Source organism: Streptococcus sp. V728 (assembly GCF_052077995.1).
Lineage (GTDB): Bacteria > Bacillota > Bacilli > Lactobacillales > Streptococcaceae > Streptococcus > Streptococcus infantis_B.
Genome location: NZ_JBQJJH010000002.1, coordinates 337,426 through 361,900, shown reverse-complemented (window position 1 = coordinate 361,900; position 24,475 = coordinate 337,426). Strand labels below are relative to the sequence as shown.

The 24,475-nt window shown below is 38.2% G+C and carries 24 protein-coding genes; 19 read left to right on the top strand and 5 right to left on the bottom strand.

All coding sequences use genetic code 11. The features are described from left to right. Positions 1-73 precede the first annotated feature (73 nt). A complete protein-coding gene (gene glyS, locus ACTO1Y_RS03170; protein WP_441348319.1) occupies positions 74-2,110 on the top strand; it encodes a glycine--tRNA ligase subunit beta in 2,037 nt (678 codons plus the stop codon). Positions 2,111-2,131: 21 nt separating this feature from the next. Continuing rightward, entirely contained in the window at positions 2,132-2,389 is a 258-nt protein-coding gene (locus ACTO1Y_RS03165; RefSeq protein WP_016465955.1) for a DUF896 family protein, read from the top strand. Positions 2,390-2,473: 84 nt separating this feature from the next. Here ACTO1Y_RS03165 and ACTO1Y_RS03160 read toward each other — a convergent pair whose 3' ends face one another. Genes ACTO1Y_RS03160 through ACTO1Y_RS03150 form a run of 3 tightly spaced genes read right to left on the bottom strand, consistent with a single transcriptional unit; the run spans position 2,474 to position 5,280 of the window. Beyond that, on the bottom strand, positions 2,474-3,703 hold the full coding sequence (locus ACTO1Y_RS03160) for an NAD(P)H-dependent oxidoreductase (protein WP_441348318.1): 1,230 nt from the start codon (positions 3,701-3,703) through the stop codon (positions 2,474-2,476). Positions 3,704-3,720: 17 nt separating this feature from the next. After that, positions 3,721-4,326, bottom strand: coding sequence for an NADPH-dependent FMN reductase (locus ACTO1Y_RS03155; protein ID WP_006150642.1), 606 nt, complete (start codon positions 4,324-4,326; stop codon positions 3,721-3,723). 33 nt (positions 4,327-4,359) lie between these two features. Beyond that, positions 4,360-5,280 carry an FAD:protein FMN transferase gene (locus tag ACTO1Y_RS03150; RefSeq protein ID WP_441348317.1) on the bottom strand — a complete coding sequence of 307 codons (921 nt, stop codon included), beginning with the start codon at positions 5,278-5,280 and terminating at the stop codon, positions 4,360-4,362. Positions 5,281-5,598: 318 nt separating this feature from the next. Here ACTO1Y_RS03150 and nox point away from each other — a divergent pair, with 318 nt between their 5' ends. Further along, on the top strand, positions 5,599-6,978 hold the full coding sequence (gene nox, locus ACTO1Y_RS03145) for a H2O-forming NADH oxidase (protein WP_441348316.1): 1,380 nt from the start codon (positions 5,599-5,601) through the stop codon (positions 6,976-6,978). A 100-nt stretch (positions 6,979-7,078) separates the two neighbouring features. Here the strand turns inward: nox and ACTO1Y_RS03140 are convergent, their stop codons facing one another. Together ACTO1Y_RS03140 and ACTO1Y_RS03135 are read right to left on the bottom strand one after the other, a co-directional pair. Then, complete coding sequence (locus tag ACTO1Y_RS03140; RefSeq protein WP_303943719.1) at positions 7,079-7,927, bottom strand: YitT family protein; 849 nt, start codon at positions 7,925-7,927, stop codon at positions 7,079-7,081. A 62-nt stretch (positions 7,928-7,989) separates the two neighbouring features. Further along, positions 7,990-9,642 (bottom strand): Rqc2 family fibronectin-binding protein, encoded by a 1,653-nt coding sequence (locus ACTO1Y_RS03135; protein WP_441348315.1) that lies wholly within the window; start codon positions 9,640-9,642, stop codon positions 7,990-7,992. 104 nt (positions 9,643-9,746) lie between these two features. On the opposite strand from ACTO1Y_RS03135, the gene ybeY reads away from it, so the two are divergent. From ybeY to prsA, 16 genes are all read left to right on the top strand, one after another. Further along, positions 9,747-10,244: an rRNA maturation RNase YbeY gene (gene ybeY, locus ACTO1Y_RS03130; protein ID WP_441348314.1), complete on the top strand. Its 498-nt coding sequence runs from the start codon at positions 9,747-9,749 to the stop codon at positions 10,242-10,244. Then, on the top strand, positions 10,225-10,620 hold the full coding sequence (locus tag ACTO1Y_RS03125; protein WP_441348313.1) for a diacylglycerol kinase family protein: 396 nt from the start codon (positions 10,225-10,227) through the stop codon (positions 10,618-10,620). The genes ybeY and ACTO1Y_RS03125 overlap by 20 nt, the downstream gene beginning before the upstream one ends. A 17-nt stretch (positions 10,621-10,637) precedes the next feature. Continuing rightward, positions 10,638-11,537: a GTPase Era gene (era, locus tag ACTO1Y_RS03120; RefSeq protein WP_006150601.1), complete on the top strand. Its 900-nt coding sequence runs from the start codon at positions 10,638-10,640 to the stop codon at positions 11,535-11,537. Positions 11,538-11,585: 48 nt separating this feature from the next. Beyond that, on the top strand, positions 11,586-12,410 hold the full coding sequence (gene mutM, locus ACTO1Y_RS03115; protein ID WP_441348312.1) for a DNA-formamidopyrimidine glycosylase: 825 nt from the start codon (positions 11,586-11,588) through the stop codon (positions 12,408-12,410). Further along, positions 12,410-13,015 (top strand): dephospho-CoA kinase, encoded by a 606-nt coding sequence (gene coaE / locus ACTO1Y_RS03110; protein ID WP_441348311.1) that lies wholly within the window; start codon positions 12,410-12,412, stop codon positions 13,013-13,015. Before mutM ends, coaE begins: the two co-directional genes overlap by 1 nt. Further along, positions 13,002-14,201, top strand: a complete 1,200-nt coding sequence (locus ACTO1Y_RS03105) for a multidrug efflux MFS transporter (RefSeq protein ID WP_254726020.1) — start codon at positions 13,002-13,004, stop codon at positions 14,199-14,201. The genes coaE and ACTO1Y_RS03105 overlap by 14 nt, the downstream gene beginning before the upstream one ends. Then, the gene (rpmG, locus tag ACTO1Y_RS03100; protein WP_001809104.1) at positions 14,201-14,350 is read left to right on the top strand and encodes a 50S ribosomal protein L33; all 150 of its coding nucleotides are present in this window, start codon (positions 14,201-14,203) and stop codon (positions 14,348-14,350) included. The genes ACTO1Y_RS03105 and rpmG overlap by 1 nt, the downstream gene beginning before the upstream one ends. A gap of 39 nt (positions 14,351-14,389) precedes the next feature. Further along, on the top strand, positions 14,390-14,623 hold the full coding sequence (gene secG / locus ACTO1Y_RS03095; protein WP_000282517.1) for a preprotein translocase subunit SecG: 234 nt from the start codon (positions 14,390-14,392) through the stop codon (positions 14,621-14,623). A 94-nt stretch (positions 14,624-14,717) separates the two neighbouring features. Next, positions 14,718-17,060 carry a ribonuclease R gene (rnr, locus tag ACTO1Y_RS03090; RefSeq protein ID WP_441348310.1) on the top strand — a complete coding sequence of 781 codons (2,343 nt, stop codon included), beginning with the start codon at positions 14,718-14,720 and terminating at the stop codon, positions 17,058-17,060. Continuing rightward, complete coding sequence (gene smpB, locus ACTO1Y_RS03085) at positions 17,023-17,490, top strand: SsrA-binding protein SmpB (protein WP_006150623.1); 468 nt, start codon at positions 17,023-17,025, stop codon at positions 17,488-17,490. Before rnr ends, smpB begins: the two co-directional genes overlap by 38 nt. A 14-nt stretch (positions 17,491-17,504) precedes the next feature. Beyond that, positions 17,505-18,365: an SAM-dependent methyltransferase TehB gene (gene tehB, locus ACTO1Y_RS03080; protein WP_441348309.1), complete on the top strand. Its 861-nt coding sequence runs from the start codon at positions 17,505-17,507 to the stop codon at positions 18,363-18,365. A 187-nt stretch (positions 18,366-18,552) separates the two neighbouring features. Beyond that, on the top strand, positions 18,553-19,701 hold the full coding sequence (locus ACTO1Y_RS03075; RefSeq protein WP_441348308.1) for a hypothetical protein: 1,149 nt from the start codon (positions 18,553-18,555) through the stop codon (positions 19,699-19,701). A gap of 81 nt (positions 19,702-19,782) precedes the next feature. Then, positions 19,783-20,739: a competence protein CoiA gene (locus ACTO1Y_RS03070; RefSeq protein WP_441348307.1), complete on the top strand. Its 957-nt coding sequence runs from the start codon at positions 19,783-19,785 to the stop codon at positions 20,737-20,739. Between the two features lie 18 nt (positions 20,740-20,757). Beyond that, positions 20,758-22,560, top strand: coding sequence for an oligoendopeptidase F (pepF, locus tag ACTO1Y_RS03065; RefSeq protein ID WP_441348306.1), 1,803 nt, complete (start codon positions 20,758-20,760; stop codon positions 22,558-22,560). Position 22,561: 1 nt separating this feature from the next. Continuing rightward, positions 22,562-23,275, top strand: coding sequence for an O-methyltransferase (locus ACTO1Y_RS03060; RefSeq protein ID WP_441348305.1), 714 nt, complete (start codon positions 22,562-22,564; stop codon positions 23,273-23,275). Between the two features lie 74 nt (positions 23,276-23,349). Then, positions 23,350-24,291, top strand: coding sequence for a peptidylprolyl isomerase PrsA (gene prsA / locus ACTO1Y_RS03055; protein WP_441348304.1), 942 nt, complete (start codon positions 23,350-23,352; stop codon positions 24,289-24,291). The last annotated feature ends 184 nt before the right edge of the window (positions 24,292-24,475 follow it).

The window sequence follows — 24,475 nt, the reverse complement described above, 5'->3', positions numbered from 1 at the left end:
AACCGAAGGTTTGCTTGCGTCCCCCACTACTAAAGGTCTTGTTGAAGAACATTAATTGTGTAAAGGAAAAAACATGACAAAAAACTTATTAGTAGAACTAGGACTCGAAGAGTTACCAGCCTACGTTGTCACACCAAGTGAAAAACAACTAGGTGAAAAAATGGCAGCTTTCTTAGATGAAAATCGCCTTTCATACGAAGGAATTCAAACTTTCTCAACACCACGTCGTTTGGCTGTTCGTGTACTTGGTTTAGCAGACCAACAAACAGATTTGACTGAAGATTTTAAAGGTCCTTCAAAGAAAATCGCCTTGGACGCAGATGGGAACTTTTCTAAAGCTGCTCAAGGATTTGTCCGTGGAAAAGGCTTAACTGTGGATGATATTGAATTCCGTGAAATTAAGGGTGAAGAATATGTCTACGTGACTAAACATGAAGCTGGAAAACCAGCTGAGGAAGTATTGACAGGAATTCCAGAGGTATTGGCTAGCCTTAGCTTCCCAGTAAGTATGCACTGGGCAAATAATACCTTTGAATACATTCGTCCGGTCCATACTTTGATCGTCCTTTTGGATGATGAAGCTCTTGATATGGACTTTCTAGATATTCATTCGGGACGAATTAGCCGTGGACATCGTTTCCTTGGACATGAAGTGGAAATTCGTCATGCTGATAGTTACGAAGAAGATTTGCGTAAAGTTTATGTCATTGCTGATAGCATTGAACGCGAAAATATGATTCGGGAACAAATCAAGGCTATTGAAGTAGAACAAGGTGTTCAAGTTCAGGTTGATGAAGGTCTTTTAAATGAAGTTTTGAATTTGGTTGAATACCCAACTGCCTTCATGGGGAATTTTGACCCTAAATACCTAGAAGTTCCAGAAGAAGTTTTGGTTACTTCAATGGAAACTCATCAACGCTACTTTGTTGTCCGTGACCTTGAAGGGAATCTTAAACCAAACTTCATCTCAGTTCGTAATGGGAATGCTGAGCACTTAGAAAATGTTGTTCGAGGAAATGAGAAAGTCTTGGTGGCTCGTTTAGAAGATGGAGAATTCTTCTGGCGTGAAGACCAAAAATTGAAGATTGAAGATCTTGTAGCTAAATTATCTCATGTAACTTTCCATGAAAAGATTGGTTCATTACGTGAACACATGATCCGTACCGGGCAAATTGCGATCCTTCTAGCAGAAAAAGCTGGCTTATCAGTTGATGAAACTGTAGATTTGGCACGTGCTGCAGCTATTTATAAGTTTGATCTCTTGACTGGTATGGTAGGTGAATTTGATGAGCTTCAAGGAATCATGGGTGAGAAGTATGCTCTGCTTGCTTGTGAAAATCCTACAGTTGCGCAAGCCATTCGCGAGCACTATCTTCCAGATTCAGCTGACGGAGCCCTTCCTGAGTCTAAAGTCGGGGCTATCCTTGCACTAGCTGATAAATTAGATACTCTCTTATCTTTCTTCTCGGTTGGCTTGATTCCATCAGGCTCAAACGACCCATATGCTCTTCGACGTGCAACACAAGGAATTGTTCGAATCTTGGAAGACTTTGGTTGGAAGATTCCAATGGACGAATTGATTGCGAGCCTTTATGCCTTATCATTTGAAAGTCTAACTTATGATAATCAAGAAGAAGTGCTTAACTTCATTAAAGCTCGTGTTGATAAGATGATGGGTTCTACTGCAAAAGATATCAAAGAAGCTGTTCTCGCAAGTTCGAATTTTGTTGTTTCTGATATGATTGAAGCTGCAGAAGCTTTAAGCGAAGCTGCAAATACTGAAGATTACAAATCATCAGTTGAGTCTCTATCTCGTGCCTTTAATTTAGCTGAAAAAGCAAATGGTTTGGTTAAAGTCGATGCAAGTCTTTTTGAAAATGAACAAGAAAAAGAACTTGCTCAAGCAGTAGAAAGTCTTGAATTGCAAGGTTCAGCTAGTGATAAATTAACGCAACTATTTGCTCTTAGTCCAGTAATTGATGCTTTCTTTGATAATACAATGGTTATGGCAGAGGATGTGGATGTGAAGAATAACCGTTTAGCTATTCTTGCTGAGCTTGTAAATAAAGCAAAAACAGTGGCTGCTTTCAATCTTCTCAATACAAAATAAAAAATAATTGGAGGTCTTAATATGACACCAGAAAAAATTGCTCGTATTAATGAGCTTGCTAAAAAGAAAAAAACAGAAGGGTTGACTGCTGAAGAAAAAGTAGAACAAGCCAAACTTCGTGAAGAGTATATCGAAGGCTATCGTCGTGCGGTTCGTCACCACGTTGAAGGAATTAAAATCGTGGATGAGGAAGGAAATGACGTTACACCTGAAAAGCTTCGTCAAGTGCAACGCGAAAAAGGTTTACACGGTCGAAGTCTAGACGATCCCAATTCATAAGCTAAATAAAACCTCGGTTAGTGTCTGCTAACCGAAGTTTTTTATATTGAAAAAAGGAACCATTTGGTTCCTTTGGGTTATTTTTTAGTTACTTGCACCAGAAGTAGCATCAGCATCACTATGTCCTCCAGCGTCAGATGCACCAGAAGTAGCATCAGCATCACCATGTCCTCCAGCAGGAGCAAATGGGCCGCTACCTCCTACCAAACGTTGACCGGTTTCTTTCAAGTACCAATCAAGCCATGGTTGGAAGTTAAAGACAATTTCATTGATACCAGCATATGATCCATCAGGATAGTACATAGCTTGGTAGTTGTGAGTATTGATAACACCTGCAGGTGAACCAGGAACAATTGTACGTACGTATTCTTGGTTGCCATTGCGAAGTGTTCCGATAACCCACTCTACATTTTTCATACGTGCTGGAGGGAGTGAACCATGAATAGTAGACATACGACCGCCTGATTGGGAAGGAACTCGCTTCGCAAACATAGTATTAGGGTCTTGGTGGGCATTGTTATAGTAGAGGAATTGATTGTTATCGTCAGCGTATGTCAATTCAAAAGGCATAGCTTTCAAGAACATATCAATCTGGTTAACAGTCAAGATACCATGGTCAAGTTTAACATATGTATCACCTGAAACAGCACCTGTGATTTCTGCAACTTTTTCTACCCAGTTTGGATCGTCTGGATCAACCTCTGTAATAGTTGTAGCGATTGGTTTGCCACAATCCAAGTCTTCTGGTTCAATTGGTTTTGGTTTTTTCAATTTAGAAACGACTCCTACGTATTTGACAAAGTTATCTAAGCAAGTTTCAAGGAATTTAACTGTTCCTTCGTTAATAATGTTTCCATTAGCGTCAAAAGCTTCTTTAGCTTTTCCAAGGAGGAATTCATTACCTGGCAATGTGTAGGCATTCACTCCTGGTGCATCAAGAATTTTACGAAGGTGAACTTGAGCACGTGAAGTTCCTTGGTCATAGTATGATGCACCCACAATCATAACTGGTTTGTTTTCAAATGGATGAACTTCAAATGAAAGCCATTCAAGTACAGACTTAAGTGAAGCAGAAATAGTGTGGTTGTGTTCAGGAGTTGCAATGATTACACCATCGGCACGAGTAATTTTGTTGTAAAGAAGGCGCAACTGGAAGCTGTCATCCCATTTTTCGTCTTGGTTAAACATTGGAACTTCATCGATTTCCAAAACTTCTAGTTCAAATTTAAATTTAAACTGACGGCGGATGAATTCCAAGAGTTTGCGGTTATATGATTGATCATAGTTTGATCCAACAAGTCCAACAAATTTCATTCTTTCGATCTCCTATCTTACAATTTTTCCCAGTCAAAGTCTTCAGCATCTTTGCGAAGAAGTTCTTGAGCGTTACGCAATTTTTCAGTAACTTTAACAAAGATACGGAAGTCATCAAAGATGGCATCCAATTTCTTGATAACATCAAGATCTACCAAGTCACCATTCTGATCAAATGCTTGAAGAGAATGAGAAAGCAAGAATTCATCTGGGAGAACATTTGCTTTGATTTCAGGAGCATTTAGAATTTGACGAAGTTGCAATTGAGCACGTGAAGAACCAAGTGTACCGTATGAAGCACCTGTAATCATAACAGGTTTGTTCAAAAGTGGGAATACACCATATGAAATCCAAGCAAGAGCGCTCATAAGAACAGCTGGGATTGAGTGATCGTATTCAGGTGTACCGATAATAACTCCATCAGCAGCTTCGATTTTAGCAGCGATTTCCGTAGCTTCAGCTGGGATTTGTTTGTCAGCTGGTTTGTTAAATACAGGTAGATCTTTAATTTCTACCAATTCGATTTCTGCTTTGTCAGCAAAGTGTTTCTGCATATATTGAAGCAGTTGGCGGTTTGTGGAACGTTTTGAGTTTGTTCCTACAATAGCAATAAGTTTAAGCATGGGCTTTCCTTTCTCTTTTGCATTATTAATTAATTACCGTTGGATACCAGATGAACAAGCGACATGTCCATCTTTGTCAATGAGGATGGCTTCGATACCATCAATATTTTCGACTTGCCACATAATAGAGGCGCTACGTTCGCCAAACAAACGAGTGGTCCATATCTCACCGTCGACTGAACGGTCAGATACAATGGTTAAACTGGCTAAATCCGTTTCAATGGGATAACCTGTTTCACTATCGAAAATGTGATGATAATCCTTACCATTGATTTCAAGATGCCGTTCATAAATCCCAGATGTAACAACTGATTTTCCAGTAATAGATAAGGTCATCAGGTGATTACCGCGTGGATTATTTGGATCTTGAATGCCGATTTGCCACGGACGTCCATCTTTTGATTGATTGTTCCCAATTGTGAGGATGTTTCCTCCAAGATTGATAAGAGCAGAGGTGACACCTTTTTCTCTCAGGAAAGCAGCAACCTTATCTGCACTATAGCCCTTCGCTAAACATCCTAAGTCAATTTTCATTCCCTTTTTTTCTAGGAAAACTGTGGAATGTATTGAATCGAGTTTGATATAACTGGGGTTTATCAATGGTAGAACAGAAGCAATCTCTTCAGGACTAGCAACCTTTGCGTCGGAAAAACCAATACGCCAGGTTTGAACCAAAGGACCGATACTGATATTGAGATGACTTTTAGGTGCTTGACTTTGTTCTAGACCTAATGAAATCAGTTCAAGCAAATCAGGGTGGACTTTAACTGGGGCAATACCTGCCTGATAGTTAATTTCCATTAATTCAGATTCAGTACTGTTAGCATTGAAACGGAATTCAAGTTCCTTGAGCAAATTAAAAGCTTGACGGAGAAGATTATCCGCTTGTTCATGTACTAAGGAAATAGTAATCGTAGTTCCCATTAATCGCTCAGATGATGAACTGAGAGGCAAAAAATCAACTCCCTTCAAATCGATTGGAAAGAGTTTAAATCTTGAATTGATAGTATTCTAAAGATTTATATTTCATTTCCATATAAATAGAATATCATAAAGTCAGCGTTTTCACAATTTATTTTTAACAAAAAGTCAAGAAAAATGCTTAAAAACATAATTATGAAAAATAATACTCTTGATAAGTTTTTTTTATAATAAATTAATATTTAATTCTAGTCAAAATTAAGTAATTTCAAACAAAAAACTTGTAAACGCTAACAGAAAATGATATACTAGTACAGTAAAAAATTTTAAATAAAAGGTAGGAATTATCTTATGAGTAAAATCGTAGTTGTGGGTGCTAACCACGCTGGAACTGCATGTATCAACACAATGTTGGACAATTTTGGAAACGAAAACGAGATCGTTGTATTTGACCAAAACTCAAATATTTCATTCCTTGGATGTGGAATGGCTCTTTGGATCGGTGAGCAAATCGACGGTCCTGAAGGCTTGTTCTACTCTGATAAAGAAACGCTTGAAGCTAAAGGTGCGAAAATTTACATGAACTCACCTGTACTTTCAATCGACTACGATAACAAAGTTGTTACTGCAGAAGTTGAAGGAAAAGAACACAAAGAATCATACGATAAGTTGATCTTGGCTACTGGTTCTACACCAATTTTGCCTCCAATTGAAGGTGTTGAAATTGTTAAAGGTAACCGTGAGTTCAAAGCAACTCTTGAAAACGTACAATTTGTTAAGTTATACCAAAATGCTGAAGAAGTTATCAACAAACTTGCTGATAAGAGCAAACACCTTGAACGTATCGCTGTAGTTGGTGGTGGTTACATTGGTGTTGAGCTTGCTGAAGCTTTCGAACGTCTTGGAAAAGAAGTTGTCCTTGTTGATATCGTTGACACAGTATTGAACGGATACTATGACAAAGACTTCACACAAATGATGGCTAAAAACTTGGAAGACCACAACATCCGTTTGGCTCTTGGACAAACTGTTAAAGCTATCGAAGGTGAAGGTAAAGTTGAACGCTTGGTAACTGACAAAGAAACATTTGACGTTGATATGGTTGTTCTTGCAGTTGGTTTCCGTCCAAACACTGCTCTTGCTGACGGTAAGATCGAACTCTTCCGTAACGGTGCTTTCCTTGTTGACAAGAAACAAGAAACATCAATCCCAGGTGTATACGCTATTGGTGACTGTGCGACTGTTTATGACAACGCTCGTAAAGACACTAGCTACATCGCACTTGCTTCAAACGCCGTTCGTACTGGTATTGTCGCTGCTTACAACGCTTGTGGACATGAACTTGAAGGAATCGGTGTTCAAGGCTCAAATGGTATCTCTATCTATGGTCTTCACATGGTTTCAACTGGTTTGACACTTGAAAAAGCTAAAGCTGCAGGCTACAATGCAACTGAAACTGGATTTAACGACCTTCAAAAACCAGAATTTATGAAACATGATAACCATGAAGTTGCTATCAAGATTGTTTTTGATCGCGACAGCCGTGAAATCCTTGGTGCTCAAATGGTATCTCGCGATTCAGCAATCAGTATGGCTATCCACATGTTCTCACTTGCTATCCAAGAACATGTTACAATTGATAAATTGGCATTGACTGATCTATTCTTCTTGCCACACTTCAACAAACCATACAACTACATCACAATGGCAGCATTGTCAGCTGAAAAATAATATCTATTAAAACAGAAGAGCATGCTCTTCTGTTTTTTTGTATATTGAAATAAAAAAGCAATCCTATGATTAGGTTGCTTTTCTGTTTTAAATTGCTAGTTTACCTTGGGTCAAATGTAAATCCTTCCCCTAGGATTTCATGGGCTTCAGTAATAGTGATAAAAGCCATAGGATCTACAGAATGAATCATTTCTTTCATCTTAACCATTTCATTTCTAGCTACAATACAGTAGACAATCTTTAAATCGTTTTTACTGTAGTAACCTTGACCGGAGATAAAAGTTACACCTCGACCAAGTTCATCATTAATTTTATCAGCTAGTTCCATTGGCTTTTGTGTGATAATCATGAAGCCTTTACCAGCATAACCACCCTCTCCAATCAAATCGATAACTCGAGATACTATAAAGTCGAATAGAAGAGTATAGGTTACTAAACGTAGATCTTGGAAGATAATTAAAATTAGCATAAGAATGAAGAAGTCTAAGCCAAAAAGTAATTTTCCGACTGAAATATTGGTATATTTATTAAGGATACGAGCGACGATATCAGTACCACCAGTTGTTCCACCCGCGTTGAAAATAACACCAAGTCCAACACCTAGGAGTACTCCTGAGACCAAAGCTACGATAACTAAATCACCTTCAAGATTAAACTGAAGAGGAATCTTCTCAAAGATAGCTAACCAGACGGAGACGGCAATGGTTCCAAGTAGACTGGAATATAGTGATCTTAGTCCAAAAATTTTCCAAGCGAGAATAAAGAGCGGGATGTTAATGATGATGTTCATCAATGAGATAGGGATATTAAAGAGATAGTAGGTAATCAAGGTAATCCCTGTGGCTCCACCTTCAAATAAATGATGTGGAACAACAAAATAGGTGAGTCCGAAGGCGAAGATAGCAGCTCCGAATATGATAGTTATTGTTGATTTAATATGCCGTAGCATAGAGCTCCCTCCTATTTTTGTACAAAAATGAAGTAGTAAGAGTTGGACTATAAGAATTTATTTTACAGTTTCATGGAATGAATCTTATCAGGATCAGGTGTGACACGAAGCGTTTTTTGACCAGTATAAGTCACGAATCCTGGTTTTCCGCCGGTTGGTTTATTAAGCTTTTTAACCTCAATCATGTCAACTTGAACGAGATTTGAGAGGCGTCCTTTCGAATAGTAGGCTGCAAGTTCTGCAGCATCTGTCTTCACTTCATCAGTAGGATTAAGATTTCCTGAGATGACGACGTGGCTTCCTGGTATATCCTTGGCATGGAACCAAAGTTCTTCTTTACGAGCTATTTTAAAGGTCAATTCTTCGTTCTGCAGGTTATTTCGTCCAACGAGGATAATGGTTTTACCGTCACTAGCCAGATACTTCTCAGGTTTTTTCCGCTTCTGGATTTTCTCTCGTTGACGTCTTCTGATGAATCCAGTTTGGATTAATTCCTCACGAATTTCAGCAATCTCATCTAGTCCAGCTTGGTTTAGAACAGTTTCTACGCTTTCCAGATAAAGAATAGTAGCCTTGGTTTCCTCTATCAACTCTGTCAGATATTTAACAGCCTCTTTTAACTTCTGATATCGTTTGAAGTATTTTTGCGCATTCTGATTAGGTGTCAATGCTTTATCAAGAGCGATAGTGATGGGTTGATTGGTATAGTAGTTATCTAAGACGACTTGGTCTTGGTCGTTTGGGACTTGATGAAGGAAAGTCGTTAGTAACTCCCCTTTTTGTCTGAATTCTTCCGCATTTTCGGTAGCCTGAAGTTCTTTTTCTTGTTTCCTAAGTTTTTGGCGATTTTTTTGTAGTTCATTTTCAACTCGGCGAATAAGTTCACTAGCTTGTTGTTTCACACGGTCACGTTCAGCCTTATCTTTGTAAAAAACATCAAGTAATTGAGAAAGACTTGAAAAATGATCATCAATAGCATTAGAAAAAGGGACACAAGAAAAAGACTTATCTGTTAGGCAAGGTTTAGTTTCTTGTTTAAAAAAGTTACGGAAATTAGAAAGTTTATCATTAACTAATAAATTTTCCAATTCATTCGCCGTATCACGACCTAGTCCTTGAAACAGACTTTGAATGTTTCTCGCTGTTAATTCCTGTGTTTGGAGAATTTCAAAGAGTTTTTCATCTTTGATGGTAAAGGGGTTTAGAGCATCTGTGCTTGGAGGGGCTATGTACGTTGCACCAGGTAGGAGTGTACGGTAACTATTTTGAGAGAAACCAATGTGTTTGATAACCTCAAGAACTTTGTTGCTAGACTTATCTACAAGGAGAATATTACTATGTTTACTCATAATCTCAATGATGAGGGTGGCTTGAATATCGTCTCCGATCTCATTTTTGTTAGAAACAGTGATTTCAACGATTCGATCGTTTTCAATCTGCTCGATAGACTCGATAACAGCACCCTGTAAATATTTCCTCAAAACCATGATAAAGGTAGAAGGTTGAGCAGGGTTTTCAAAGGTCGTTTCTGTCAACTGGATGCGTCCAAAAACAGGGTGAGCAGAAAGGAGCAGACGATGACTTTGGCGATTGCTACGGATTTGTAAGACCAATTCTTGGTCAAAGGGTTGATTAATCTTTTGAATGCGACCGTTTAGTAGTTCAGCTCGCAATTCCTCAACCATGTGGTGTAAAAAAAATCCATCAAATGACATGGTTCTCTCCTTATGAATGTATTCCATAGTATTATATCAAAAAGGTAGAATAAAATCATAAAAATATGGTATAATAAGGCCAAGTAAAGAGAATCGAGAAGCACATGTATATTGAAATGGTAGATGAAACTGGTCAGGTTTCTAAAGAAATTTTAAAGCAAACAAAAGAAATTTTGGAATTTGCTGCTAAAAAAATTGGAAAAGAAGACAAGGAGATGGCAGTCACTTTTGTTACCAATGAACGCAGTCATGTACTCAATTTAGAGTTTCGTGATACTGACCGTCCAACAGACGTTATTAGTCTTGAATACAAACCTGAATTAGAGATTACCTTTGACGAAGAGGATTTGGCAGAAGATCCTGACTTAGCAGAAATGATGTCAGAATTTGATTCTTATATCGGCGAGTTATTCATTTCAATTGATAAAGCGCATGAGCAAGCTGAAGAGTACGGTCATAGTTTTGAACGTGAAATGGGCTTCCTAGCGGTTCATGGATTTTTACATATAAACGGTTATGATCACTACACTCCGGAAGAAGAAGCGGAGATGTTCGGTTTACAAGAAGAAATTTTAACAGCCTATGGACTCACAAGACAATAAACGAAAATGGAAGAATCGCGACTTGCTTTCAAGTTTAGATTTTGCCCTGACAGGTATTTTTACTGCCATAAAAGAAGAGCGTAATATGAGAAAGCATGCGGTGACTTCTCTCTTAGTTCTACTTGCAGGCATTGTTTTTCAAGTTTCCAGAATTGAATGGCTCTTTCTCCTATTAAGCATTTTTTTAGTAATTGCTTTTGAGATTTTGAATTCTGCTATTGAAAATGTAGTGGATTTGGCTAGCCATTATCACTTCGATATGCTTGCAAAGAAGGCTAAAGACATGGCTGCAGGTGCAGTTCTTGTTGTGTCTTTATTTGCTGCAGTGACTGGACTTATCATTTTCATCCCTAGGATTTGGGATTTGATATTTTAAACATTATAGAGGTAACTATGACATTTAAATCAGGCTTTGTAGCCATTTTAGGACGTCCCAATGTTGGGAAGTCAACTTTTTTGAATCATGTCATGGGGCAAAAAATTGCCATCATGAGTGACAAGGCGCAGACAACGCGCAACAAGATTATGGGGATCTACACGACCGATAAGGAACAGATTGTCTTTATCGATACCCCAGGGATTCACAAACCTAAGACAGCTCTTGGAGATTTCATGGTAGAGTCAGCCTATAGCACTCTTCGTGAAGTCGATACAGTTCTTTTTATGGTGCCAGCAGATGAACCACGAGGGAAGGGGGACGATATGATTATCGAACGCCTCAAAGCTGCTAAGGTTCCTGTGATTTTGGTGGTGAATAAAATTGACAAGGTTCACCCTGATCAACTTTTAGCTCAAATCGATGATTTCCGTAATCAGATGGACTTTAAGGAAATTGTGCCAATTTCAGCTCTTCAAGGAAATAATGTTTCTCGTCTAATCGACATTCTCAGTGAAAACCTTGAAGAAGGATTCCAATATTTCCCAGCAGACCAAATTACAGACCATCCAGAACGTTTCTTGGTTTCTGAGATGATTCGTGAAAAAGTGTTACACTTAACTCGTGAAGAAATTCCACATTCAGTTGCAGTGGTGGTAGACTCTATGAAACGAGATGAGGAGTCTGATAAAGTTCATATCCGAGCAACCATCATGGTTGAACGCGACAGCCAAAAAGGAATTGTCATCGGTAAAGGTGGTGCCATGCTTAAGAAAATTGGTACCATGGCTCGTAAAGATATCGAACTTATGCTAGGAGATAAGGTTTTCCTAGAAACCTGGGTTAAGGTCAAGAAAAACTGGCGTGATAAAAAGCTGGATTTGGCTGACTTTGGCTATAACAAAAAAGAATATTAAGAAGAGGTGGGCGGTAGCCTGCTTCTTGTTTTTAGTGAAGGAGGAGTTATGCCTGAATTACCTGAGGTCGAAACAGTTCGACGAGGTCTTGAAAAATTGATTCTAGGGAAGAAGATTTCAAACATTGAGATTCGCTATCCTAAGATGATTAAGACGGATTTAAACCAATTTCAGAAAGAGTTACCTGGTCAAGTGATTCAGTCAATGGGACGTCGAGGAAAATATCTACTTTTTAACCTTAGAGATAAAGTTTTGATTTCTCATCTTCGGATGGAAGGGAAGTATTTTTATTATCCTGACGAGATTCCTGAACGAAAGCACGCCCATATCTTAGTTCATTTTGAAGATGGTACCACCTTAGTTTATGAGGATGTCCGTAAGTTTGGTACCATGGAACTGTTGGCGCCTGAACTCTTGGATTCTTACTTTATTTCAAAAAAACTTGGACCAGAACCAACTGATCAAGATTTTGATTTAGGAAGATTTAAACTAGCCTTGAAAAAGTCTAAAAAGCCAATTAAATCTCATTTGCTGGACCAGACTCTTGTAGCGGGATTAGGAAATATCTATGTTGATGAAGTTCTTTGGAGAGCGAAGGTTCACCCTTCTAGACATTCTAACAGTTTAACTGCTCAAGAGGCCAGAAAAGTCCATGATGAAACGATTAAGGTTTTAGGACAGGCTGTTGAAAAGGGTGGTTCAACGATTCGTAGCTATACCAATGCTTTTGGCGAGGACGGGACCATGCAAGAGTTTCATCAGGTCTATGATAAAGCTGGACAAGCTTGTTCACGTTGTGGATCCACCATCGAAAAAATTCAACTTGGTGGACGTGGAACCTATTTTTGTCCAAAATGTCAAAGGAGAAAGTGATGGGAAAAATAATCGGAATAACTGGTGGTATTGCATCTGGGAAATCCACCGTCACAAATTTTCTAAGACAAAAAGGATTTGAAGTGGTAGATGCGGATGCAGTCGTCCACCAACTCCAAAAGCCTGGTGGCCGACTTTTTCAGATTTTAGTGGAACACTTTGGTGAGAAAATCCTTCTGAAAAATGGAGACCTGAATCGCCCCTTACTTGCTAGTCTAATTTTCAACAACTCTGATGAGAGAGAATGGTCTAAACAGACTCAAGGTAAAATTATCTGTCAAGAATTGGGGTCTCTGAGAGAAAAGTTAGCTCAGACTGAGGATATATTTTTCATGGATATTCCGTTACTTTTTGAACAGGACTATGCTTCATGGTTTGATGAAACTTGGTTAGTTTATGTATCACCAAATGTGCAATTAGAACGTTTGATGAAGAGAGATAATCTATCAAATGAAGCAGCTGAAGCTCGGTTAGCTTCTCAGTGGCCTTTAGAAGAAAAGAAAAAAATGGCTAGTCATATATTAAACAACAATGGAAGTCGAGATCAGCTCTTGAGTCAAGTAGTAAGTATACTTGAAGGAGGCGATACCCATGCAAGAGATTAGTTGGAAGGATAATCTTCGTATTGCTTGGTTTGGCTGTTTTTTAACAGGAGCCAGCATTTCTCTCGTTGTTCCTTTTATGCCTATTTTTGTAGAGCAATTAGGAGTTGAAGGGGATCAAGTTGCTTTTTATTCAGGTTTAGCTATTTCTGTTTCTGCCGTTTCTGCAGCCTTTGTATCACCAATCTGGGGTATCTTAGCAGACAAATATGGGCGAAAACCTATGATGATTCGTGCGGGGCTAGCCATGACTATTACCATGGGAGGACTGGCTTTTGTCCCAAATATTTTCTGGCTCTTGTTTCTACGTTTTCTCAATGGCGTTTTTACAGGTTTCGTACCAAATGCGACAGCTTTGATTGCGAGTCAAGTCCCTAAAGACAAGTCGGGGTACGCCCTAGGAACTTTATCAACTGGCGTTGTCGCTGGAACTTTAACAGGTCCATTTGTTGGTGGTCTTATTGCAGAATTTTTTGGAATTCGGAATGTGTTTTTATTGGTTGGCAGTTTCTTGTTTTTAGCTGCTATTCTAACCATTCTTTTTATTAAAGAAGACTTTCAACCTGTGACGAAAGAAAAAGCACTCCCGACCAAAGAGCTTTTTAAATCTGTTAAGTATCCTTTTCTCTTGATAAATCTATTTTTAACTAGTTTTGTAATTCAGTTTTCTGCACAATCGATAGGTCCCATCCTTGCCCTTTATGTACGAGATCTTGGACAGAAAGAGAATCTTCTCTTCGTATCTGGTTTGATTGTGTCTAGCATGGGGTTTTCAAGTATGATGAGTGCAGGAGTCATGGGGAAATTAGGTGATAAAGTAGGGAATCATCGACTACTTGTTGTGGCTCAGGTATATTCAGTTTTCATATATCTATTATGCGCAAATGCAACAAGTCCATTTCAATTAGGATTCTATCGTTTTCTATTCGGGCTAGGTACAGGCGCTTTGATACCGGGGGTTAATGCACTCCTCAGTAAAATAACTCCCAAAGCAGGCATTTCAAGAGTATTTGCCTTTAATCAAGTCTTCTTTTATCTAGGGGGTGTGATAGGTCCCTTGGCAGGATCAGCAGTAGCTGGCCAATTTGGCAACCACTCTGTATTTTATGCAACAGCTCTTTGTGTAGCTCTGAGTTGTACATTTAATCTTATCCAATTTAGAACATTATTAAAAGTGAAGGAAATCTAGTGCGCGTAAAAATAAATTTAAAATGCTCCTCTTGTGGTAGCATCAATTATCTAACCAGTAAAAACTCAAAAACACATCCAGATAAGATTGAAGTCTTAAAGTATTGTCCCAAAGAAAGAAAAGTGACTCTACATCTTGAATCTAAGTAGAAATTATGGTAAAATAATAGGGATTTTAAGGAGTTTGATATGTATAACCTATTATTAACCATTCTATTAGTATTATCTGTTGTGATTGTGATTGCAATTTTTATGCAACCAACTAAAAACCAATCTAGCAATGTATTTGACGCCAGCTCAGGTGATTTGTTTGAACGTAGCAAAGCGCGTGGTTTTGAAGCCGTAATGCAACGTTTGACAGGAATCTTAGTCTTTTTCTGGCTAGCCATTGCCTTAGCATTGACGGTATTATCAAGTAGATAAGAAAATAATGGGCGAGACTAGGTCTTAGCCTATTTTTATTTTGAAAGAAATAAGGTTTTACACAAAAAATAGTATACAAATCTAGAAAGAAAACATGAAAGATAAAATAAAAGAATATTTAGAAGAGAAGGGAAGAGTTACGGTAAATAATCTAGCTCAAGCTCTGGGAAAGGAGAGCTCTAAGGATTTTAGTGAGCTCATCAAAACTTTGTCTCTGATGGAAAGAAAGCACCAGATTCGCTTTGAAGAAGATGGTAGTCTCAGTTTAAGCAAAAAGAAGAAGCATGAAATTACCCTTAAAGGGACTTTTCATGCTCATAAAAACGGCTTTGGTTTTGTCAGTTTAGAAGGTGAAGAAGACGATCTTTTTGTTGGGAAAAATGATGTTAACTATGCTATTGATGGGGATACTGTAGAGATTGTTATTAAGAAAGTTGCAGATCGCCAAAAAGGAACTGCTGCAGAAGCTAAGATTATCGATATTTTAGAACACAGTTTAACAACAGTTGTTGGCCAAATCATTCTTGATGAGGAAAAACCTAAGTATGCTGGTTATATCCGTTCTAAAAATCAAAAAATTAGCCAACCGATTTATGTCAAGAAACCTGCTCTCAAGCTAGAAGGAACAGAAGTTCTCAAGGTTTTTATTGAAAAGTACCCAAGTAAAAAGCATGATTTCTTTGTCGCAAGTGTTCTGGATGTGGTAGGACATTCGACAGATGCAGGAATTGATGTTCTAGAAGTACTAGAGTCCATGGATATCGTCTCAGAGTTTCCAGAGGCTGTTCTTAAGGAAGCAGAGAGCGTTCCAGATACACCATCTGAGGCGGATTTGGAAGGACGTCTAGATCTGAGAGATGAAATTACATTTACCATAGATGGAGCGGATGCTAAGGATTTGGATGATGCAGTTCACATCAAGTCTTTAAAAAATGGTAATTTTGAACTTGGAGTCCACATTGCAGACGTTTCCTATTATGTTACTGAGAGTTCAGCCCTTGATAAGGAAGCCCTTAATCGTGCGACCTCTGTCTATGTAACAGACCGCGTGGTTCCAATGCTTCCAGAACGCCTTTCAAATGGTATTTGTTCCCTCAATCCTCAAGTAGATCGTTTGACCCAATCGGCTATTATGGAAATTGATAAACATGGTCGTGTTCGTAATTACACTATTACGCAGACTGTTATCAAGACAAGCTACCGTATGACCTATAGTGATGTCAATGACATTTTAGCTGGTGACGAGGAGAAGAGACAAGAGTATAAGAAAATTGTTCCTAGCATCGAACTCATGGCCAAGCTTCATGAAATTCTTGAAGATATGCGGATTAAGCGTGGAGCTCTAAATTTTGATACCAATGAAGCTAAAATATTGGTTGACAAGAAAGGGAAACCAGTAGATATTGTTCTTCGTCATCGTGGGACTGCAGAACGTATGATTGAGTCCTTTATGTTGATTGCTAACGAAACAGTTGCTGAGCATTTTAGCAAGCTTGATTTACCTTTCATCTATCGTATCCATGAGGAACCTAAAGCTGAGAAAGTTCAGAAGTTTATTGATTACGCTTCTAGTTTTGGCTTACGAATCTACGGAACTGCTAGTGAGATTAGTCAAGAAGCCCTCCAAGATATCATGCGCGCCGTTGAGGGAGAACCTTACGCGGATGTGTTGTCGATGATGCTTTTGCGTTCGATGCAACAGGCTCGTTATTCTGAGCATAACCATGGGCACTATGGCCTAGCAGCAGACTATTACACTCACTTTACCAGTCCGATTCGCCGTTATCCGGATCTCTTGGTTCACCGTATGATTCGTGACTATGGACGTTCTAAAGAAGTGGCGGAACATTTTGAACAGGTCATTCCAGAGATTGCGACCCAGTCATCCAATCGTGAGCGCAGAGCTATTGAGGCAGAGCGTGAAGTTGAAGCTATGAAAAAAGCCGAATACATGGAAGAGTTTGTGGGTGAAGAGTATGATGCTGTTGTTTCCAGTATTGTAAAATTCGGACTCTTTGTTGAATTGCCAAATACAGTCGAAGGCTTAATTCACATTACCAATTTGCCTGAATTCTATCATTTTAACGAACGTGATTTAACCCTTCGTGGGGAGAAATCAGGAATTACTTTCCGAGTGGGTCAGCAGATACGTATTCGTGTTGAAAGAGCTGATAAGATGACTGGTGAGATTGATTTCTCCTTTATTCCAAGTGAATTTGATGTGATTGAGAAAGGTTTGAAACAGTCTGGTCCTAAGGATAGAGGTCGTCGTTCGGATAAGAAAGAAGACAAGAGAAAAGCCGGTCACTCAAGTGATAAGCGCAAGCATTCATCAAAAGACAAGAAGAAAAAGAGCAAGAAACCTTTTTATAAGGAAGTAGCAAAGAAAGGAGCCAAGCATGGCAAAGGGCGAGGGAAAGGTCGTCGCGCAAAATAAAAAGGCGCACCACGACTATACAATCGTAGATACGCTAGAAGCAGGAATGGTTTTGACAGGAACTGAAATCAAGAGCGTTCGAGCAGCTCGTATCAATTTGAAAGATGGGTTTGCCCAAGTGAAAAACGGCGAAGTTTGGTTGAGCAATGTTCATATCGCTCCTTATGAGGAGGGCAATATCTGGAACCAAGAACCAGAACGTCGTCGAAAACTTCTCCTTCATAAAAAACAAATCCAGAAACTAGAGCAAGAAACAAAAGGAACAGGAATGACTCTGGTTCCACTTAAAGTCTATATCAAAGACGGCTATGCCAAACTCCTCTTAGGGCTTGCTAAAGGGAAACATGACTACGATAAACGGGAGTCAATCAAACGTCGTGAGCAAAATCGTGATATCGCGCGTGTTATGAAAGCTGTTAACCACCGATAGAAAGAGTGAAGAATATGGAAAAACTAGTTGCCTACAAACGCATGCCTGTCTGGAATAAAGACACCATGCCAGAGGCTGTTCAAAGAAAACACAATACTAAGGTCGGAACCTGGGGGAAGATTACCGTATTAAAAGGAGCTCTTAAGTTTATTGAATTGACTGAAGAGGGAGAAGTTATAGCTGAGCACCTCTTTGAAGCAGGTGCTGATAATCCTATGGCACAACCTCAAGCTTGGCACAGAGTGGAAGCTGCCACAGATGATGTGGAGTGGTACTTGGAATTTTATTGTAAACCAGAGGATTATTTCCCAAAGAAATACAATAGCAATCCAGTTCATTCGGAAGTCTTAGAAGCTATGCAGACCGTGAAATCGTGTAAAGCACTAGACCTGGGCTGTGGTCAAGGAAGAAATGCACTCTTTTTAGCTCGGCAAGGATTTGATGTTACAGCAGTGGATCAAAATGAGCTATCCCTTGAAATCTTGCAAAGCATCGTAGAGCAAGAAGATTTAGAAATGCCTGTCGGTCTCTATGATATTAATTCAGCAAGCATAGGCCAAACTTACGATTTTATCGTATCGACAGTTGTTCTCATGTTTTTACAAGCAGATCGTATTTCGTCTATCATTCAAAATATGCAAGAACAAACCTCTATCGGTGGCTATAATTTGATTGTTTGTGCTATGGATACAGAGGATTACCCATGTTCTGTTAATTTCCCATTCACCTTTAAAGAGGGGGAGTTGGCTAATTACTACAAGGACTGGGAATTGGTTAAATACAATGAAAATCCAGGTCATTTACATCGTCGTGACGAAAACGGCAATCGTATTCAACTACGCTTTGCGACCATGTTGGCAAGAAAAGTAAAATAAAAGACTAAGGGAATAGAAAAGGATTTTTCTATTTCCTTTTTTGTTACCCTAATAAGAAAGGAAGTTCTCAATTTATGCTATACTAGAAGTAGGAGAAGTCGATGAAGTTAAACAGAATCGTGATAGTTTTAAAATGATTCTAATCGACCACTATTCCATCGGACTTTTTTGTCTAGGAGGTCTTAGGATGACTAGTCTTTTAATTGAACTGTATGACCGTCATACCATTGAGAAAAATGTCTACCAAGCTTTTGTCAGTGATTGTGATGAAATTTTATTTTTATCTTTGAAAAAAATTGCTGAAGAAGAAAGATTGTCCCTGAAACATTTTTTATTGGAACAAGTACCCCACTTAAAACAAGTACATTTTCGTCAATTTAAGCTAAATAAAGTCTGGCAGGATTTAGACCTCTTTATAGAAAGTTATGATTCAGTTACAATTGATGTTTTTGGTGGAGATAATCTATTAGCAATCGTCTTATTTCAATATGGTTTAGAAAATAATATTCCGATTATTGCTATGGATGTTGAACAAGGAAAACAGTATGCATTAGGAAGGACTAAAATTGAGGATGAAGTCCTAGACATTCCTAGTCTATCCATTGAACAGTTGGTAGCCTTACGTGGTGGGAAAATTTTGAAATCAAGACGACCTCAGCATACGGTTAAGCAAATTGAAGCTATCAAAAAATTGGCCAAGTACGCTATTGAGAATCCAGAAGAATGGTATCAGATTACTCAATTTTTTGCGCTAGCAAAAACAGCCGATTTTCACTCTGAAACAGCAAAAGTTTTGGAAAGTAACGGAAAAACATACTCCTATCCAGCTAAATTGATTCCTCTATTTAAGGATGCCAATTTACTAAAAATCGAAGAGGAAAAAAGTGATAGGGTTGCCTATACATTTCTCAGTCCAGAAGCACATTTATTATGTCGCACCAAGGGACATATTTTGGAGCTTTATATCTATTTACTAGCCCTTGAGTCTGAGTATTTTGACGAATGCCTGATTGGCGCTGAGATTGATTGGAATGGTATCTTTCCTGAGATGGACAATGTTCAAAATGAGATTGATGTTATCTTTCGTAAAGGTCACTCAGTAATCTTCATTTCTTGTAAAATGACAGATTTATCAGTTGAAGCTATTAATGAACTTGAAGTTTATGCCAATCATTTTGCAGGTGATAATTGTTTGAAGATGATTGTTTGCTCTGGTAGGATTAATCCCGTCTACAGCAATCGTTGTCAGGAATATGGTGTGACTGTGATTAAGCAGGATCAAATACAAAATCTCATCCCTATGGTTCAGAAATATATTAAAAATCAAAGAAAATAGTTGAGAATTATATAGTATAAAAGGTTGAATCTATCAACCTTTTTCTTCTTCTTTTCGAATGGAATAGAAAAGGAGGTCTCTATGTTTCTAGCGAGGGATAAAAATGGGAATTTAATTAGCGCTTTAGGGGATGAAGTAAAGAAACAAACTTATTATTGCCCAGCTTGTGGAGCACGTGTTCGCTTGAGAAAAGGGAAAAATGTACGAACGCATTTTGCTCATGAAAGTCTAAAAAAATGTGATTTTTTCCATGAAAATGAAGGACCAGAACACCTGGAAAACAAGGAGCAATTGTTTTATTGGGCTAAGAAGAATGATGAGGTTGAAATGGAATATCCGATACCTGAACTGAAGCAAATTGCTGATATCTTTATCAATAAACAACTAGCCCTAGAAGTTCAGTGTAGTCCAATTTCTTGTGAACTTTTAAGGGAGAGAAGCAATGGTTATCGAAGACTCGGTATTCAAGTTTTGTGGTTACTTGGAGAAAAACTATGGATAAAAGAGCGACTAACTCAACTACAGAGAGATTTTCTTTATTTCAGTAATAATATGGGCTTTTATCTTTGGGAGTTAGACCATAAAAGACGAGTTTTGAGACTTAAGTACTTACTCCACCAAGATTTGAAGGGAAAACTTCATTATCAGGTCAACGAATTTTCTTATGGCAAAGGGAATCTTCTAGAAATATTACGGACTCCTTATCAACAACAAAACCTGATTTCTTTTTCAGTTGAGCAAGACAGGAACATCTGTTATTACATTCAAAAACAACTCTACTATCAAAATCCCTATTGGATGAAGCAACAAGCTCAAGCCTATTTGAGCGGAGAGAATCTTTTGAATCGGAAGAAACAGGACTGGTATCCCCAATTAAGGCCGATAGAAAACGGATCTTTTTGTCAAATTAAACAAGATATTCATGATTATTATCGCAACTTTCGAATTTATTATCAAAAAAATCCTCAAACTGAGTTACAAAAGCTCTATCCACCTGCCTTTTATCAGCAATATTTCTTAAAAAATATGGTAAAATAGAAAGGATGGAGGAAACTTATGGTATTACAACGAAATGAAATCAATGAAAAAGATACATGGGATCTATCAACGATCTTTGAAACTGACCAGAAATGGGAAGAAGAACTTGTCCTTCTAACGGAAGATACAAAACAAGCAGCTAGTCTTGAGGGACATCTCTTGGATAGTGCAGAGAGTCTTCTTGACATTACAGAGCGTTATCTAGAATTGAGTCGTCGTCTTGAAAAACTTTATGTTTATGCACATATGAAAAACGATCAAGATACAAGAGTAGCTAAGTATCAAGAATACTATGCAAAAGCTATGGCTCTTTATAGTCAACTTGATCAAGTCTTTTCATTCTATGAGCCAGAATTTATGGCTATCACAGAAGAGCAATATCAAAACTTTCTAGCAGAAGAACCAAAACTCCAACCATATAAACACTTCTTTGATAAACTATTGCAAAATAAGGACCATGTCCTTTCACAACGTGAAGAAGAGTTGCTTGCAGGTGCTGGTGAAATCTTCGGTGCTGCTAGTGAAACCTTTGCTATTTTAGATAATGCAGATATTGTCTTTCCATTCGTTAAAGATGAAGATGGAAATGAAGTTCAATTGTCACACGGTGTTTATATGCGCTTGGTAGAATCTAAAAATCGTGAGGTTCGTCGTGGAGCTTTTGAAGCTCTTTACTCTACCTATGAGCAATACCAGCACACTTACGCAAAAACTTTGCAGACCAATGTTAAAGTGCAAAACTATCGTGCTAAGGTTCGTAACTACAAGAGTGCGCGTGAAGCAGCTCTTGCAGCAAACTTTGTGCCAGAAAGTGTTTATGACAATCTAGTATCTGCTGTTCGCAAGCATTTGCCACTCTTGCACCGTTATCTAGCTCTTCGCTCAAAAATCTTGGGTATTCCAGACCTCAAGATGTACGATGTCTACACTCCTTTGTCTTCAGTGGAATACAGCTTTACTTATGAGGAAGCCTTAAAGAAAGCAGAAGAAGCTTTGGCAGTTCTTGGTGAAGATTACTTGAGTCGTGTGAAACGTGCCTTCAGCGAACGTTGGATTGATGTTTATGAGAATCAAGGGAAGCGATCAGGTGCCTACTCTGGTGGATCATATGATACCAACGCCTTTATGCTTCTTAACTGGCAGGATAACCTCGATAATCTCTTTACTCTTGTACATGAGACAGGTCACAGTATGCATTCTAGCTATACACGTGAAACTCAGCCTTACGTTTACGGAGATTACTCAATTTTCCTAGCTGAGATTGCTTCAACAACCAATGAAAACATCCTGACAGAAAAATTATTGCAAGAAGTTCAAGATGATGCAACACGCTTTGCCATTCTCAACAACTTCTTGGATGGTTTCCGTGGAACAGTATTCCGCCAAACTCAATTTGCAGAATTTGAACATGCCATCCACCAAGCAGATCAAAACGGTGAAGTCTTAACAAGCGAGTTCCTAAACAAACTCTATGCAGACTTGAACCAAGAATACTATGGTTTGAGCAAAGAAGATAATCCACAAATCCAGTACGAGTGGGCTCGAATTCCTCATTTCTACTATAATTACTATGTATATCAATATTCAACTGGTTTTGCAGCAGCTTCAGCCTTGGCTGAAAAGATTGTTCATGGTAGCCAAGAGGATCGTGACCGTTATATTGAATACCTGAAGGCTGGGAAGTCAGACTATCCACTCAACATCATGCGTAAAGCTGGTGTTGACATGGAAAAAGAAGATTATCTCAACGATGCCTTTGCAGTCTTTGAACGTCGTTTGGATGAGTTTGAAGCCCTTGTTGAAAAATTAGGATTAGCATAAGATGGTTGAGTCATACAGTAAAAATGCTAACCACAACATGCGACGTCCTGTCGTAAAAGAAGAAATCGTCGAATTTTTACGTCAACGACAAAAGCAAGTGTCAGGTTCCTTAAAAGAACTAGAAAACTTTGCTCGCAAGGAAAACATTCCCATCATCCCTCATGAAACTGTCGCTTATTTTCGTTTCCTAATGGAAACAATACAACCCAAAAACATTTTAGAGATTGGAACCGCAATTGGTTTTTCTGCACTTTTGATGGCTCAACATACCCCAAATGCAAAGATTACAACCATTGACCGTAATCCTGAAATGATTGGTTTTGCTAAAGAAAATTTTGCAAAATTTGACAGTCGTAAACAAATCACTCTCTTAGAAGGGGATGCGGTAGATATCTTGTCAACATTGACAGAGACCTATGACTTTGTTTTTATGGATTCTGCCAAGTCTAAATACATCGTATTTCTTCCAGAAATTCTCAAACACCTAGATGTTGGAGGAGTAGTCGTCTTGGATGATGTTTTTCAAGGTGGAGACATCGCTAAGGATATCATGGAAGTTCGACGTGGACAACGAACCATTTATCGTGGTTTACAAAGGCTCTTTGAGGCAACTCTTGATAATCCAGGATTAACAGCTAGTCTAGTTCCTCTTGGAGATGGGATATTGATGCTGAGAAAGAATCAAGCAGAAGTTGAACTGCCTGATATTGACTAATTTCAGATATTTTTAAGACAATTTAGTAAAATAGATAAGGTAAACATTTATCTAGTGTATAAAAAGGAGTAAACATGAAGAAAAAATTATTGGCTGGTGCCATCACTTTGTTATCAGTAGCTACTTTGGCTGCTTGTTCAAATAGCTCTCAAGGAGCTGACTTAATCAGTATGAAAGGTGATGTCATCACTGAACATCAATTCTTTGAAGAAGTTAAGAATAATCCAACTGCTCAACAAGTCTTACTTAACATGACTATTCAAAAAGTTTTCGAAAAACAATATGGTTCTGAAGTAAGTGAAAAAGAAGTAGATGACGCTGTAGCAGAAGAACAGAAGAAATATGGTGATAGCTATCAAATCGTTCTTTCTCGTGCTGGTATGACAGCTGAAAGTCGTAAAGCTCAAATTCGTACAAGTAAATTAGTTGAATACGCTGTTAAAAAAGCTGCAGAAGCTGAATTGACAGATGAGAACTACAAAAAAGCTTACGATGAGTACACACCAGATGTAACTGCGCAAATTATTAAACTTGATAGTGAAGATAAGGCTAAAGAAGTTCTTGCTAAAGCAAAAGAATCTGGAGCTGACTTCGCACAATTGGCTAAAGATAATTCAACTGACGAAAAGACAAAAGCAAATGGTGGAGAAATCACTTTTGACTCTGCGTCAACAGAATTGCCAGACGTTGTTAAAAAAGCTGCATTTGCTCTTGATGTAGATGGTATTTCAGATGTAATCACAGCTCCAGGAACACAAGCTTATTCTAGCAGTTTCTATATTGTTAAATTGACTAAAAAAACTGAAAAATCAAGTAACTGGGAAGACTACAAAGACAAGCTTAAAACAATCATTTTAACTCAAAAACAAAATGATGCAACTTTTGTTCAAGGTGTCATTAGTAAAGAATTGCAAGCTGCAAATATCAAGGTTAAAGATCCAGCCTTCCAAAATATCTTTACTCAATACATCCAAAGTGATTCAACAACAGAAACTACAACTACATCTTCTAACTAAAGATTAAGACTCTATCTTTCTACTAAGAAAGGTAGAGTTTTTAATATATTTGGAATACCAATTCTAAAAACAAAAATTGATAGAGAATCTCAATAAATAGAAATTCAGTTGGTTAAAGGGTAAGAGTTTTTTTCTAACTCAAAAAATGGTATAATAGCAAGAAAACTAAAATTAATAAAAAATA

What these genes read in the sequence shown, in the direction of transcription:
- glyS (WP_441348319.1), top strand. Translation starts at nt 74, where the DNA reads ATGACAAAAAACTTATTAGTAGAACTAGGACTCGAAGAGTTACCAGCC.
- ACTO1Y_RS03165 (WP_016465955.1), top strand. Translation starts at nt 2,132, where the DNA reads ATGACACCAGAAAAAATTGCTCGTATTAATGAGCTTGCTAAAAAGAAA.
- ACTO1Y_RS03160 (WP_441348318.1), bottom strand. Translation starts at nt 3,703, where the DNA reads ATGAAATTTGTTGGACTTGTTGGATCAAACTATGATCAATCATATAAC.
- ACTO1Y_RS03155 (WP_006150642.1), bottom strand. Translation starts at nt 4,326, where the DNA reads ATGCTTAAACTTATTGCTATTGTAGGAACAAACTCAAAACGTTCCACA.
- nox (WP_441348316.1), top strand. Translation starts at nt 5,599, where the DNA reads ATGAGTAAAATCGTAGTTGTGGGTGCTAACCACGCTGGAACTGCATGT.
- ACTO1Y_RS03140 (WP_303943719.1), bottom strand. Translation starts at nt 7,927, where the DNA reads ATGCTACGGCATATTAAATCAACAATAACTATCATATTCGGAGCTGCT.
- ACTO1Y_RS03135 (WP_441348315.1), bottom strand. Translation starts at nt 9,642, where the DNA reads ATGTCATTTGATGGATTTTTTTTACACCACATGGTTGAGGAATTGCGA.
- ybeY (WP_441348314.1), top strand. Translation starts at nt 9,747, where the DNA reads ATGTATATTGAAATGGTAGATGAAACTGGTCAGGTTTCTAAAGAAATT.
- ACTO1Y_RS03125 (WP_441348313.1), top strand. Translation starts at nt 10,225, where the DNA reads ATGGACTCACAAGACAATAAACGAAAATGGAAGAATCGCGACTTGCTT.
- era (WP_006150601.1), top strand. Translation starts at nt 10,638, where the DNA reads ATGACATTTAAATCAGGCTTTGTAGCCATTTTAGGACGTCCCAATGTT.
- mutM (WP_441348312.1), top strand. Translation starts at nt 11,586, where the DNA reads ATGCCTGAATTACCTGAGGTCGAAACAGTTCGACGAGGTCTTGAAAAA.
- coaE (WP_441348311.1), top strand. Translation starts at nt 12,410, where the DNA reads ATGGGAAAAATAATCGGAATAACTGGTGGTATTGCATCTGGGAAATCC.
- ACTO1Y_RS03105 (WP_254726020.1), top strand. Translation starts at nt 13,002, where the DNA reads ATGCAAGAGATTAGTTGGAAGGATAATCTTCGTATTGCTTGGTTTGGC.
- secG (WP_000282517.1), top strand. Translation starts at nt 14,390, where the DNA reads ATGTATAACCTATTATTAACCATTCTATTAGTATTATCTGTTGTGATT.
- rnr (WP_441348310.1), top strand. Translation starts at nt 14,718, where the DNA reads ATGAAAGATAAAATAAAAGAATATTTAGAAGAGAAGGGAAGAGTTACG.
- smpB (WP_006150623.1), top strand. Translation starts at nt 17,023, where the DNA reads ATGGCAAAGGGCGAGGGAAAGGTCGTCGCGCAAAATAAAAAGGCGCAC.
- tehB (WP_441348309.1), top strand. Translation starts at nt 17,505, where the DNA reads ATGGAAAAACTAGTTGCCTACAAACGCATGCCTGTCTGGAATAAAGAC.
- ACTO1Y_RS03075 (WP_441348308.1), top strand. Translation starts at nt 18,553, where the DNA reads ATGACTAGTCTTTTAATTGAACTGTATGACCGTCATACCATTGAGAAA.
- ACTO1Y_RS03070 (WP_441348307.1), top strand. Translation starts at nt 19,783, where the DNA reads ATGTTTCTAGCGAGGGATAAAAATGGGAATTTAATTAGCGCTTTAGGG.
- pepF (WP_441348306.1), top strand. Translation starts at nt 20,758, where the DNA reads ATGGTATTACAACGAAATGAAATCAATGAAAAAGATACATGGGATCTA.
- ACTO1Y_RS03060 (WP_441348305.1), top strand. Translation starts at nt 22,562, where the DNA reads ATGGTTGAGTCATACAGTAAAAATGCTAACCACAACATGCGACGTCCT.
- prsA (WP_441348304.1), top strand. Translation starts at nt 23,350, where the DNA reads ATGAAGAAAAAATTATTGGCTGGTGCCATCACTTTGTTATCAGTAGCT.